Source organism: Actinomadura sp. ATCC 39365, from assembly GCF_054392275.1.
Genome location: NZ_CP184335.1, coordinates 7301720 through 7313636, shown reverse-complemented (window position 1 = coordinate 7313636; position 11917 = coordinate 7301720). Strand labels below are relative to the sequence as shown.

Here is an 11917-nt window from a genome sequence, read left to right as displayed (position 1 = left end):
AAGTTCGACAATCCGGACTTAGCGCCGGATCCTGGGATATAAGCGCAGCATGCGCGACATATCCGTGGAACATGCACGAAACCTGTCCACGGCACGGTGAGAGCCTCTGGGAAAGGGGGCGGCCAATGCTGCTGCGACTGAGGGTGTCCCTGCCGGACCGGCCGGGCGGCCTTGGCCAGGTCGCGAAGGCGCTGGGGGCGCTCGGCGCCGACATCCTGCAGGTCACCGTGCTGGAACGGGAGACCGGCCGGGCCGTGGACGACTTCATCGTGTCCTGGCCGGGGCCGATCAGCGCGACGGAGGTCTGCGAGCGGCTGTCGGCGACGCCGGGCGTACGCGTCGAGGGCGTCTGGCCCACCCGCGACGTGCCCGGCTCCGCCCCCGACTACGACCTGCTCATGCACGTGGCGACGGAACCCGCCCGCGGGCTGGCCACGCTGGTGGACGCCCTGCCCGCCCTGTGCGGCGCCGAGTGGTCGGTCGCGGTCGAGGACGGAGCCGTGCGGCATGCCTCGATGGCCGCCCCGGAGGTGCTGAACCTGCCGGACCCGCCACCGCGCGCGATCACCCTGGACTCGGCGGACCTGCGGCTGATGTTGCTGCCCCTCGTCCCGCAGGGGATGCACGTCGTCGTCGCCCGTGCCGGCGGGCCGGTCTTCCACCGGGCCGAGCTGGAACGCGCGGTCCGCATCGTGGACGTCGTCGCCAAGCTGGCCGCCCGCGCGCCCGGACGATTGACCGCCCAAACATCAGACGAATAACGTGAGCCTCGACCGTCCCTCCCGCGCAGAGGACCTGAGGCCATGGATTTCGAGCTGACCGACGAGCAGAAGGCCTTCCGCGAGACCCTGCGTGCCTTCGTGGAGAAGGAGATCCTGCCCGTGGCCACCGAGTGGGAGCACTCGGGCCGCTACCCCACCGAGATCGTCGAGAAGATGAAGCAGATGGGGCTGTTCGGGCTGACCGTCCCCGAGGAGTACGGCGGTCTCGGCGCCGACATGGTCTCCTTCGCGCTGGTCTTCGAGGAGATCGCGCGCGGCTGGATGGGCGTGGCCGGCACGATCGGCTCCCACTCGCTGGCCTGCTGGATGATCGCCAAACACGGCACCGACGAGCAGAAACGTCTCCACCTCGCCGACCTGGCGGCCGGCGTCCGGCGTACCGCCATCGCGCTCACCGAGCCGGGCGCCGGCACCGACCTGCAGGGCATCCAGACGCGCGCGGTCCGCGACGGCGACCACTACGTGGTGACCGGCACCAAGACGTGGATCACCAACGCCCGGCACGCCGACCCGCTGCCCGTCCTGGTCAAGACCTCGGTCACCGAGCCGGCCCACAAGGGCATGTCCGTGCTGCTCGTCGATCCGGCCTCGCCCGGCTTCGGCGTCAGCCGCGACCTGCCCAAGCTCGGCTACAAGGGCACCGAGACCTGCGAGGTCGTGCTCGACGAGGTGCGCGTGCCGGTCTCGGCGCTGCTCGGGGGCGTCGAGGGACGCGGCATGCAGCAGGTGCTGGGCGGGCTGGAGATCGGCCGGGTCAACATCGCCGCCCGCGCGGTCGGCGTCGCGCAGGCGGCCTACGACGCCGCCCTGGAGTACGCGCGCGAGCGCACCGCGTTCGGGCAGCCCATCGCCGACTTCCAGGCCATCCAGCTCAAGCTCGCCGACCTGGCCACCGAGATCCAGGCCGCCCGGCTGCTCACGTACTGGGCCGCCGCCCAGGCCGACGGGGGCAAGCGGGTGGACATGGAGGCGGGCATGGCCAAGTACTTCGCCTCCGAGGTGGCGCTGAAGGCCTCGCTGGAGGCGATGCGCATCCACGGCGGCTACGGCTACTCCCAGGAGTTCGTGGTCGAACGGCTCTACCGGGACGCGCCGCTGATGGCGATCGGCGAGGGCACCAACGACGTGCAGCGGCTGGTGATCGCCCGGGCCCTCGTCTCCGGCAAGGGCCGGGTGGGCTGGTAGCTAGTCGTGCCGGGGCAGCCCCGAGACCTCGTGGTCGGCATGGGACAGCGCCTCGGCGATGAGCGCCCGCACGTGCCCGTCGCGGGCCCGGTAGAGCACCCGGCGGCCGTCCCTGCGGGTGTCCACCAGACCGGCCAGCCGGAGCTTGGCCAGGTGCTGCGACACCGACGGGCGTGCCGCGCCGACCGCCTCGGCCAGGGAGTTCACGTCCAGCTCGCCGGCGGACAGTTCCCACATCAGCCGGAGCCGGGTGGCGTCGCTGAGCATGCGGAAGGCGTCCACGGCGGCGTTGACCTGGGCGGGAGTGGGTTGCTCCTGCGAATGGTCCGCACCTGAGACGTTGTCGCGTGCGTACATGACTACATATCCTGGTCGGAGCGGACGAGATGCGCAAGCGAAGGGGTGCTCATGTCTGACTCCGATACCCACCACGGCCACGGCCATGGGCACGGCCACGGTCACTGGCACGGGCACGGGCACGGCCACGGGCACGGGCCGGGGGAGCGGCGGGGGTTCAGGGCGCTGGCCGCCAGGGCGGCGCACGTGTTAACGCCGCACAGCCACGACAGCGCCGCCAGGACCGACAGCGCCCTGGAGTCCAGCAGCCGGGGCATGCGCGTGCTGGCCGTCTCCTTCGCGGTCCTCATGCTCACCGCCGTGATCCAGGCCGTGATCGTCGTGGCGTCGGGGTCGGTCGCGCTGCTCGGCGACACCCTGCACAACCTGGCCGACGCGCTGACCGCCGTGCCGCTGGCCATCGCGTTCTCGCTCGGCCGCCGCGCCGCCACCCGCCGCTTCACCTACGGCTACGGCAGGGCCGAGGACCTCGCGGGCATCGTCATCGTCGTGCTCATCGCCGCCTCGGCCGCGCTCGCCGGGTACGAGGCCGTCCGGCGGCTGGTCGAGCCCCAGGACGTCCGGGCGCTCGGCTGGGTCGCCGCCGCCGCGCTGGCCGGGTTCGTCGGCAACGAGTGGGTGGCGCGCTACCGCATCACCGTGGGCCGCCAGATCGGCTCGGCCGCGCTCGTGGCCGACGGCCTGCACGCCAGGACCGACGGCTTCACCTCCCTGGCCGTGCTCCTCGGCGCGGGCGGCGCGGCGCTCGGGTTCCCGATCGCCGACCCGGTCGTGGGCCTGCTGATCACGGTCGCCATCTGCTTCGTCCTGCGCGACGCCGCCCGCGAGATCTACCACCGCCTCATGGACGCCGTCGACCCCGCCCTGCTGGACGAGGCCGAACGCATCCTGGCCGGCGTCCCCGGCGTCGAGCGGGTCGGCTCGGTGCGCCTGCGCTGGCTCGGCCACGCCCTGCACGCCGAGGTCGAGATCCTGGTCGACCACGCCATGTCGGTCGTGGACGCCCACGCCGTGGCGGTCGAGGCCGAGCACCGCCTGATCCACGACCTGCCGCGCCTGCGCGCCGCCACCGTCCACACCGACCCCTGCGGCCCCGACGGAGCCGACCACCACGCGTCCCTGGCGACCCACCGCATCACCTAGCCCGCTGCGGGTAAGTTGGGGCGGGTGCCGACCGCCGCGACCCCCCACCAGACCACGCCCGGCGCGCCGTCCAGGCTCGCCTGGCTCGACGCCCTGCGCGGCATCGGCGCGCTCGCGGTGGTCGCCGAGCACCTGCTGCCGTGGTTCCTGCCCGCGCTGCGGCCCTACTGGTTCAGCCTCGGCGTCTACGGCATCCTGGTGTTCTTTCTGGTCAGCGGGTACATCATCCCGACCTCGCTGGAACGCCACGGCGACGTGCGGGCCTTCTGGACCAGCCGGGCCTTCCGCCTCTACCCGCTCTACCTGGCCGTGATCGCGCTGGTGCTGGCCGCGTCCTGGTGGGTGCCGGTGCGCGAGGGCGTGCCGCGCGACGGGAGCGCGGTGGCGGCCCACGCGACCATGCTGCTCGACGTCGTGAGCGTGGGCGGCGTGGCCGACACGATGTGGACGCTGTCGTACGAGATGGTGTTCTACCTGCTGGTCACGGCGCTGTTCCTGATCAGGGCGCACGAGCGCAGCGGGCTGGTGTCCGTGGCGTTCGCGGGGGCGTCCGTCGCGGTGGGGCTGGTGGTGTCAGGGGCGGTGCTGCGGGGCGGGTGGCCGGCGTACGTGTCGTGCGTGGTGTTCGCCGCCGGGCTCGCCTGTGTGGTCGGCGGCTGGTTCCGCAGGACCGCGGCGTGCGTGCTCGGGCTGATGGCGCTGGCGCTGCTGCTGCTGAGCAGCCGGGTGCCGTGGCTGGGCGCGGCCGTGGTCGCGGTCATGTTCGCCGGCACGGCGATCCACCGCTGGGAGCGCGGGCGCGGCGGCCTGTGGCCGGTCGCGGTGACGGCGGCGCTGGTCGCCGTGGCTCCGGTGTGGGCGATCGAGAGCGGCTGGTGGTGGGTCGAGGCCGACGTGTGGCTGACCACGATCGCGCTGGCGGCGGCCACCTTCGCGGGCGCGATGGCGCTGCGCGGGCGGCGGCTGCCCGCCGTGCTCACCTGGCTCGGGCTGATCAGCTACTCGCTCTACCTGGTGCACCATCCGCTGCTGAAGTACTTCGTGGAGGTCACCGGCGACCTGCGGCGGGCGCCGCTGCCGTACCAGCTCGCGATGGCCGGGCTGGCCCTGGCGCTGATCCTGGCCGTCAGCGCGCTCTCCTACCGCTACGTCGAACGCCCCATGCAGGCGCTGGGCCGGCGCGTCTCCCGGCGGGCCGCCGCCGCACGCGCCGGCGCCGCGCCGCGCGCGGTCCCCGTCACGGGCGCCTCGGCCGCGGGCGGCCAGGGCGACGGCTCGGGGCACACCGCGTAGGCCGGCACGATCCGGTCGCCGGGCTCGTGCCGCCGGCTCGTGGCGGGCAAGATGGTGTGCGGGTCATCGGCGCGGACCCCGCCTGGCCGTCGTGCGGCCTCCTCGGGGCTCTCGCCGGGCCCGGGGCTGGTCAGGGCGCGTGCCGGGGCCCCCGCGGTCGCCGGCGGGTGGGAGAGGGGCCGAGGTCATGCCGGGTTCGCTGGTGCTCATGGGGTCGGGGGAGACGAGCCCGACCATGGTCGAGGTCCACCGGGCGGTGGCCCGCGGGCTGCGCGCGGGGGCCCGTGCCGTGCTGCTCGACACGCCCTACGCCTTCCAGGAGAACGCCGCCGACATCTCCGCCCGCGCCCGCCGCTACTTCGCCCGCAGCGTGGGCCTGGAGGTCGAGGTGGCCGCCGGGGTCACGGGCGCGGACTGGGTGTTCTCCGGGCCGGGCAGCCCCACGTACGCGCTCGACCGGTGGGCCGCCTCCGGCGTGGCCGGCGATCTGCGTGCCCGGGTGCGCTCCCGGCAGGGGGTGACCGTGCTCGCCTCGGCCGCCGCCTGCACCGCGGGCCTGGCCACCGTGCCCGTCTACGAGATCTACAAGGTGGGCGCCGAGCCCCACTGGCGCGAGGGGATCGGCCTGCTGGAGCCGCTGGGCCTGCGGGCCGTGCTGATCCCGCACTTCGACAACGCCGAGGGCGGCACCCACGACACCCGCTACTGCTACCTGGGCGAGCGGCGGCTGTCGCGGATGGAGCGGGAGCTGCCGTCGCAGACCGCCGTCCTGGGGCTGGACGAGCACACGGCGCTGATCATCGACCTGGAGTCGGAGGCGGTGGAGGTGGCCGGGCGCGGCGGCCTGACCGTGCGGCGTCCGGGGGCGGTGACCGTGCTGCCGGCCGGGACCCGGACCAGCTTGGCCGCCGTCCGCGACCTGGCGGCGGGCGCCACCTCCGGGACGTTCGCGCCGCCGCTGCCCGCCGCCTCCGCCGCCGGGGCACCCGCCGTCACGCTGGAGGAGACGATCCGCTCCTGCGAGCAGCTGTTCAAGGACGCGGTCGGCAAGCCGGACCTGGTGGCGGCGGCACGGCTCGTGCTCGACCTGGAGGCGGAGATCGTCACGTGGGCGGCCGACACCGAGGAGGACTCCGGCGGGGTCGAGCAGGCCCGGGAGCTGATGCGGCTGCTGATCACCCGGCTGGGCGAGTCCGCCGCGACCGCCGGCCTGCGCCCCCTGGTCGAACCCCTGCTCGACCTGCGCGCGCAACTGCGCGGGGCCGGGCGGTACGAGGTCGCGGACGCGTTACGGGCGGCGATGGCGCGCGGCGGCGTGACCGTGGAGGACACCCCGGCCGGCCCGCGCTGGAGCCCGGCGACGGTCTAGAAGGTTCTGGCGACGCGGCGGGCCTGCTCGTCGGCCTGCTTGCGCTCGGCGTCGTAGGAGCCGGTGAGCGTGGGGTGGTGGCGGATCTCCTGCACGTCGGCGATGCCCGTCCAGCGCAGCCAGTCGCCGAAGAACGTCGACTGGAAGTCGGTGCCGAACTCCGGGCCGAGCTGCGGCGCCCACACCGCGCTGGTGTACACGACGGCCGCCCGCTTGCCGGTCAGCAGCGCGCGGTACCCCGTCTCCGGGTGGACGTCGAAGATCATCGCGGGCTGGCTGACCACGTCGATGAACTGCTTGAGCTTGTACGGCACGCCCGCGTTCCACATCGGCACGCTGAACAGGTAGCGGTCGTAGGCGTCGAACCGCTCGAACGTCCTGACCGCCGCGGCCCATGCCTCGGCCTCCTCGCCCGCGGGGGTGCCGCCGCCGAAGACCGTCATCTTGGCGCGGGCGGCGGCGGGGCCGAACTCGGGCAGGGTGCCGTCCCAGAGGTCGAACCGGTCCACGGTGTGGGCGGGGTGGGTGGCGAGGTACTCCTGGACGAACGTCTCGGCGATGGCGGCGGAGATCGATTCCGTGCCGCGGGGTGAGGCGGAGATGTGCAGCAACCTGGACATGGCGGACGCCTTTCTGGACTGTGGTCCGTTTAGTGTCGCCAACAATACGGACCGGGGTCCGGTTGGTCAAGACTCGGCTGTGCCAGGGCATGGCGAAGGCCGGGCCCGCGCTGCACGGGGGGTGCGGCGCGAGTCCGGCGGGGTGTTCGGTCGGTGCGTTCGGCGCCGGTGACGGCGGTGTCGATCCCGCTGTGCTCTCGAGGCGCGCGGGCGGGCCCGGAGGCGTGCGCCAGGGGTCAGCGGCGCGGCGGGTCGATGCGGGCGCCGTCCAGGGTGAAGATCATGAGGCGGGACAGGTCCACCGCGACCTTCGCCGCGTCCCCCGCCCGCCACATCGGCCGGTTCCCCAGCCGGACGATCAGGTCGGAGCGGCGGTGGAAGCCGCTGCCCACGTTCTGGCCGACCTGCTCCTGCTCCTCGTGCTCCTGCGGGCGCTGCGAGAAGAGCCGCCGCACCATCCCGGTCAGCCCGCCCCCGCCGTTGCGCTCGCCGTTGAGCCGGGTGCGCGGGTCCGGCGGCTCGGGCACCGGCACGGCCGGCATGCCGCACTCCAGGTACGCCAGCCACTCGTGCCCGTGGTACTCCAGCGCTCGCACCCGCCCGTAGAAGGACGGCCCGTCGTACGACTCCGGCACCGGCGCCAGCCCGTCGGGACGCATGCCGACCAGCACCTGGCCGCCCGTGTGCTGAGAGATCGCGTACGCCCTGGGATCGCTCCAGGGCATCGTGAGCCGGTGCGGGCCGAAGTCGAGCATGACATACTGGTTCTGCGGCGTTCTGACACCGGCCGCCAACAGGTTCAACTGCTGGGAGTTGAGGAAGGCCGCCACGAACGCCGTCGCTGGATCGTTGTAAATCTGGGCCGGAGTGCCGACGTCCTGCAGGACACCGCGATTCAGGATCGCGATCCGGTCGGCCAGCGTGAGCGCCTCGACCTGGTCGTGCGTGACGTAGATCGTGGTGACCCCGAGCGACCTGACCAGCGCGGAGATCTCCATCCGGAGTTCGGTGCGCATGCCCGCGTCGAGGTTCGACAGCGGCTCGTCCATGAGGAACAACTTCGGCTGCCGGACGATCGCCCGGCCCATCGCCACGCGCTGCCGCTGGCCGCCCGACAGGGTGCCGGGGCGGCGGTCGAGCATCTCGTCGATGTGCAGCGCCTTCGACAGCTCGGTGACGCGGTCGCGCACCATCGCCGGGTCCGACTTGGCGATCTCCAGGGGGAAGGCGATGTTCCCGCGCACCGTCCGGTGGGGGTAGAGCGCGCCGTTCTGGAACACCATGGCCACGTCGCGGTCGCGCGGCGGCAGGTGGTTGGCGAGCTGGCCGTCCAGCCAGAGATCGCCTTCCGTGATCTCCTCCAGGCCGGCGATCATCCGCAACAGCGTGGACTTGCCGCAACCGGAAGGACCGAGGAGGACGAGGAACTCGCCATCCTCGGCCTGCAGGCTCAGCCGGTCGACTGCCAGGTAGTCGCCCGGATACACCTTGGTCACTTTGTCGAGAACGACCGAGCTCATGGGCCCACACCTTGCGCGCGTGTCACCTGTGACGAGGCTGATTGAAGAGGTAGTACATCGCGCCTTAACGCTGGATGTCCACCCTTGACATAAAGAATCTCATCCGCAGGGGTTTCGGCCATGGGTTTTAGGCGGCCGTATACCCATAAATCCGGATACGAGGTGCATGGAAGGGCTTGCGTAAACTTGCGGCAAGGGCTTTCATAGTGCGGAAACCCGGGGGAGATCCATGAGCATGTGGTGGCGTGACGCCGTGATCTACCAGGTCTACGTGCGCAGTTTCGCCGACGGCAACGGCGACGGCGTCGGTGACCTGATCGGCGCGCGCGATCGCCTGCCGTACCTGGTCGAGCTGGGGGTGGACGCCATCTGGCTGACCCCCTTCTACACCTCGCCGATGGCCGACTTCGGCTACGACGTGGCCGACTACCGGGACGTCGACCCGCTGTTCGGCTCCCTGGCCGACGCCAAGGCGCTCATCGACGAGGCCCACGGCCACGGCCTGCGCGTCATCGTGGACGTCGTACCGAACCACACCTCGTCGGCGCACGCCTGGTTCCAGGCCGCGCTGCGCGGCGAGCGACGCGATCGTTACATCTTCCGCGACCGGCCCAACGACTGGGAGTCGATCTTCGGCGGCCCCGCCTGGACCCAGGTCGAGGACGGCCAGTGGTACCTGCACCTGTTCGACCCCGCCCAGCCCGACCTCAACTGGGACGACGAGGAGGTGCGCGGCGAGTTCGAGTCGATCCTGCGCTTCTGGCTCGACCTGGGCGTGGACGGCTTCCGCGTGGACGTGGCGCACGGCATGGTCAAACCGGCCGGCCTGCCCGACATCGGCCACGCGAACCAGACCAGGATGATCGGCCGCGAGCCGGTGCCGTACTTCGACAACGACGGCGTGCACGAGATCCACCGGGCCTGGCGGCGGGTGCTCGACTCCTACCCCGGCGAGCGCATCGGCGTGGCCGAGGCGTGGGCGCCCACCGCCGAACGCCTGGCCATGTACGTCCGGCCCGACGAGCTCCACCAGGCCTTCAACTTCCACTACCTGTTCACCCCCTGGGACGCCGCCGAGCTGCGCGCGGTGATCGACTCCTCGCTCGCCACGGCCGGCTCCGTGGGTGCGCCCACCACCTGGGTGTTGTCGAACCACGACGTCAAGCGGCACGTCACCCGCTACGGCAGCCTGGCCAGAGCCCGCGCCGCCGCGCTGCTGACCCTCGCGCTGCCCGGCTCGGCCTACGTCTACCAGGGCGACGAGCTGGGCCTTCCCGAGGTGCTCGACCTGCCGGCGGAGGTGTGCCAGGACCCGCAGCGGCTGCGCGACCCCGACAGCGGGCGGGACGGCTGCCGCGTGCCGCTGCCGTGGACCCGCGAGCTCGGCTGGCGCGACCCGTGGCTGCCGATCCCGGCCGACTGGTCGCGGCTCAGCGTCCAGGCCCAGGACGGCGTCACGGGCTCCACCCTGGAGCTCTACCGCGCCGCGCTGCGCCTGCGCCGCTCCCTGGACGGCGACCTGGTCTGGCACGACTCGCCCGAGGGCACGCTGGTCTTCTCCCGCGGCGACGTGCTGTGCACCGTCAACCTGACCGGCGCCCCCGTCGACTTCGGCGTCGGGGGAGAGCTGCTGCTCGCCTCCGATGTCCCCGGAGCAGCCGATTCGGCCGCCTGGTGGAAAGTAAAGTGTGTTCCATGAACGGTCACGCTCGCCTAGCCGACATCGCCGCCCAGGCCGGGGTGAGTGAGGCCACGGTCAGCCGGGTGCTCAACGGCAAGCCCGGCGTCTCGGCAGGCACCCGGCAGGCGGTGATGACGGCCCTCGACCTCATGGGCTACGAGCGGCCGCCCCGGCTCAGGCAGCGCAGCAACGGGCTCATCGGGCTCGTGACGCCCGAGCTGGACAACCCGATCTTCCCGGCGTTCGCGCAGGCCATCGAGAAGGCGCTGACCCAGCACGGCTACACGCCCGTGCTGTGCACCCAGCTGCCCGGCGGCGCCCCTGAGGACGAGTTCACCGAGCTGCTGGTCGACCGCGGTGTCAGCGGCATCGTCTTCGTCTCCGGCCTGCACGCCGACACCACCGCCCGGATGGACCGCTACACCCGCCTGATCGACCGCGGCCTGCCGATCGTGCTGGTCGACGGCTACAGCGAGCACATCGACGCGCCCTTCATCTCGCCCGACGACCGCCTCGCGGCGCGGCTGGCCGTCCAGCACCTGGTCGACCTCGGCCACGAACGCGTCGGGCTCGCGCTCGGGCCGCGCCGGTTCGTCCCGGTGATCAGGAAGATCGAGGGCTACAAGCAGGCGATGGCCCATCTGCTCGGCGCCACCGACGTCGACGACCTGATCTCCCACTCGTTGTTCTCGGTCGAGGGCGGGCAGGCCGCCGCCGCGCAGCTCCTGGCCCGCGGCTGCACCGGGATCGTGTGTGCGAGCGACCTGATGGCGCTCGGGGCGATCCGCGCCTGCCGGCAGAAGGGGCTGGCGGTGCCGGGCGACGTGTCGGTGGTCGGGTTCGACGACTCGCCGCTGATCGCGTTCACCGACCCGCCGCTCACCACCGTGCGCAAGCCGATCGGGGCGATGGCCTCGGCCGCCGTGCAGACGCTGCTGGAGGAGGTCAGCGGCGCGCCGGCCAAGCACGTCGAGCTGATCTTCCAGCCGGAGCTGGTCGTGCGCGGCTCCACCGGTTCCGGGCCGCTGGTCAACCGCTGATCCCGGACGCTCTCTGTGAAAGGTCGGCCGACCGATGACGCCTGACGTGCTGGTCCTCGGCGGCGCCGGGGTGGACACCACTGTCTACGTGCCCGCGCTGCCTCTGCCGTACCAGGACACCTACCACGTGCCGCCCGTCGTCGACCGCGTCGGGAACACCGGGGCCGGGGTCGCCCTCGGCTGCCACGCGCTGGGGCTCGGCGTCGCGTTCGCCGACCTCGTCGGCGACGACCCGCAGGGCGCGCTGATCCGGCACGCCCTGCGCGACATCGACTGCAGGTGGGGAGTGGCGCAGGCGGGCACCCGGCGCAGCGTGCTGCTCGTCGGCCCCGACGGGCGGCGCACCTCCCTGCACGATCCCAAGGTCACGCCGGGGGAGCGGCTGCCCCGCGAGCTGTACGTCGGTCCGCGACCCAGGCACGCGCACGTCTCGATCATGGACTTCTGTCGGCACGTCTATCCCGACCTCGACGGCGTCCCCATCTCCACCGACCTGCACGACTGGGACGGCGTCGCCGACTACCAGAAGGACTTCGCCTACGGCTCCGACCTGGTGTTCCTGTCGGCCACCGCCCTGGCCGACCCGGCGGCCACGATGCGCGACATCCTGGCCAGGGGGCGCGCCCACACGGTCGTGTGCACGCGGGGCGCGGACGGCTGCCTCGTCCTGACCCGCGACTCGGCCACCGTACGCGCCTTTCCCGCCGCGCCCCTGCCCGGCCCGGTGGCCGACAGCAACGGCGCGGGCGACGCCTTCGTCTCCGGCTTCCTGTACGGCCTCCTGAACGGCCGCCCGATCCTCGAGTGCGTCCGACTGGGCGCGGTCGCCGGCGCGCACGCGTGCACGGTCGAGGGCACCCACGAATCCCCGATCACCGAGAATCTGCTGCTCGGCAGGGCGTCCCAGCTCTGAGCGAGCGTGGCCGA

The 11917-nt window shown here is 72.6% G+C and carries 11 protein-coding genes; 8 read left to right on the top strand and 3 right to left on the bottom strand.

All coding sequences use genetic code 11. The annotated features are described in order from the left end of the window. The first annotated feature begins 125 nt into the window (after nt 1-125). Nucleotides 126-761, top strand: coding sequence for an ACT domain-containing protein (locus tag ACNF49_RS35685; protein ID WP_357969212.1), 636 nt, complete (start codon nt 126-128; stop codon nt 759-761). Nucleotides 762-803: 42 nt separating this feature from the next. Next, on the top strand, nt 804-1967 hold the full coding sequence (locus ACNF49_RS35680; protein ID WP_482940329.1) for an acyl-CoA dehydrogenase family protein: 1164 nt from the start codon (nt 804-806) through the stop codon (nt 1965-1967). Here ACNF49_RS35680 and ACNF49_RS35675 read toward each other — a convergent pair whose 3' ends face one another. Next, entirely contained in the window at nt 1968-2324 is a 357-nt protein-coding gene (locus ACNF49_RS35675; RefSeq protein ID WP_357969218.1) for an ArsR/SmtB family transcription factor, read from the bottom strand. It lies immediately after the preceding gene. A gap of 51 nt (nt 2325-2375) precedes the next feature. On the opposite strand from ACNF49_RS35675, the gene ACNF49_RS35670 reads away from it, so the two are divergent. The 3 genes from ACNF49_RS35670 (at nt 2376) to ACNF49_RS35660 (ending at nt 6129) form a co-directional block, all read left to right on the top strand. Then, on the top strand, nt 2376-3467 hold the full coding sequence (locus tag ACNF49_RS35670) for a cation diffusion facilitator family transporter (RefSeq protein WP_482940328.1): 1092 nt from the start codon (nt 2376-2378) through the stop codon (nt 3465-3467). 24 nt (nt 3468-3491) lie between these two features. After that, nucleotides 3492-4760, top strand: coding sequence for an acyltransferase family protein (locus tag ACNF49_RS35665; protein ID WP_482940327.1), 1269 nt, complete (start codon nt 3492-3494; stop codon nt 4758-4760). A 187-nt stretch (nt 4761-4947) separates the two neighbouring features. After that, nucleotides 4948-6129 (top strand): type 1 glutamine amidotransferase family protein, encoded by a 1182-nt coding sequence (locus ACNF49_RS35660; RefSeq protein ID WP_482940326.1) that lies wholly within the window; start codon nt 4948-4950, stop codon nt 6127-6129. On the opposite strand, the gene ACNF49_RS35655 is transcribed toward ACNF49_RS35660, so the two are convergent. Continuing rightward, nucleotides 6126-6749 carry an FMN-dependent NADH-azoreductase gene (locus ACNF49_RS35655; RefSeq protein WP_482940325.1) on the bottom strand — a complete coding sequence of 208 codons (624 nt, stop codon included), beginning with the start codon at nt 6747-6749 and terminating at the stop codon, nt 6126-6128. The two genes, ACNF49_RS35660 and ACNF49_RS35655, sit on opposite strands and share 4 nt — an antisense overlap. A 236-nt stretch (nt 6750-6985) precedes the next feature. Continuing rightward, nucleotides 6986-8269, bottom strand: coding sequence for an ABC transporter ATP-binding protein (locus ACNF49_RS35650; RefSeq protein ID WP_482940324.1), 1284 nt, complete (start codon nt 8267-8269; stop codon nt 6986-6988). Nucleotides 8270-8498: 229 nt separating this feature from the next. Here ACNF49_RS35650 and ACNF49_RS35645 point away from each other — a divergent pair, with 229 nt between their 5' ends. Genes ACNF49_RS35645 through ACNF49_RS35635 form a run of 3 tightly spaced genes read left to right on the top strand, consistent with a single transcriptional unit; the run spans nt 8499 to nt 11903 of the window. Next, on the top strand, nt 8499-9968 hold the full coding sequence (locus ACNF49_RS35645) for a glycoside hydrolase family 13 protein (RefSeq protein ID WP_482940323.1): 1470 nt from the start codon (nt 8499-8501) through the stop codon (nt 9966-9968). Further along, nucleotides 9965-10990, top strand: a complete 1026-nt coding sequence (locus ACNF49_RS35640) for a LacI family DNA-binding transcriptional regulator (protein ID WP_352328468.1) — start codon at nt 9965-9967, stop codon at nt 10988-10990. Before ACNF49_RS35645 ends, ACNF49_RS35640 begins: the two co-directional genes overlap by 4 nt. A 34-nt stretch (nt 10991-11024) precedes the next feature. After that, nucleotides 11025-11903 (top strand): carbohydrate kinase family protein, encoded by an 879-nt coding sequence (locus tag ACNF49_RS35635; protein ID WP_482940322.1) that lies wholly within the window; start codon nt 11025-11027, stop codon nt 11901-11903. Nucleotides 11904-11917: the final 14 nt, after the last annotated feature.

Coding starts and splice junctions, on each gene's coding strand:
- ACNF49_RS35685 (WP_357969212.1), top strand. CDS start 126: ATGCTGCTGCGACTGAGGGTGTCCCTGCCGGACCGGCCGGGCGGCCTT.
- ACNF49_RS35680 (WP_482940329.1), top strand. CDS start 804: ATGGATTTCGAGCTGACCGACGAGCAGAAGGCCTTCCGCGAGACCCTG.
- ACNF49_RS35675 (WP_357969218.1), bottom strand. CDS start 2,324: ATGTACGCACGCGACAACGTCTCAGGTGCGGACCATTCGCAGGAGCAA.
- ACNF49_RS35670 (WP_482940328.1), top strand. CDS start 2,376: ATGTCTGACTCCGATACCCACCACGGCCACGGCCATGGGCACGGCCAC.
- ACNF49_RS35660 (WP_482940326.1), top strand. CDS start 4,948: ATGCCGGGTTCGCTGGTGCTCATGGGGTCGGGGGAGACGAGCCCGACC.
- ACNF49_RS35655 (WP_482940325.1), bottom strand. CDS start 6,749: ATGTCCAGGTTGCTGCACATCTCCGCCTCACCCCGCGGCACGGAATCG.
- ACNF49_RS35650 (WP_482940324.1), bottom strand. CDS start 8,269: ATGAGCTCGGTCGTTCTCGACAAAGTGACCAAGGTGTATCCGGGCGAC.
- ACNF49_RS35645 (WP_482940323.1), top strand. CDS start 8,499: ATGAGCATGTGGTGGCGTGACGCCGTGATCTACCAGGTCTACGTGCGC.
- ACNF49_RS35640 (WP_352328468.1), top strand. CDS start 9,965: ATGAACGGTCACGCTCGCCTAGCCGACATCGCCGCCCAGGCCGGGGTG.
- ACNF49_RS35635 (WP_482940322.1), top strand. CDS start 11,025: ATGACGCCTGACGTGCTGGTCCTCGGCGGCGCCGGGGTGGACACCACT.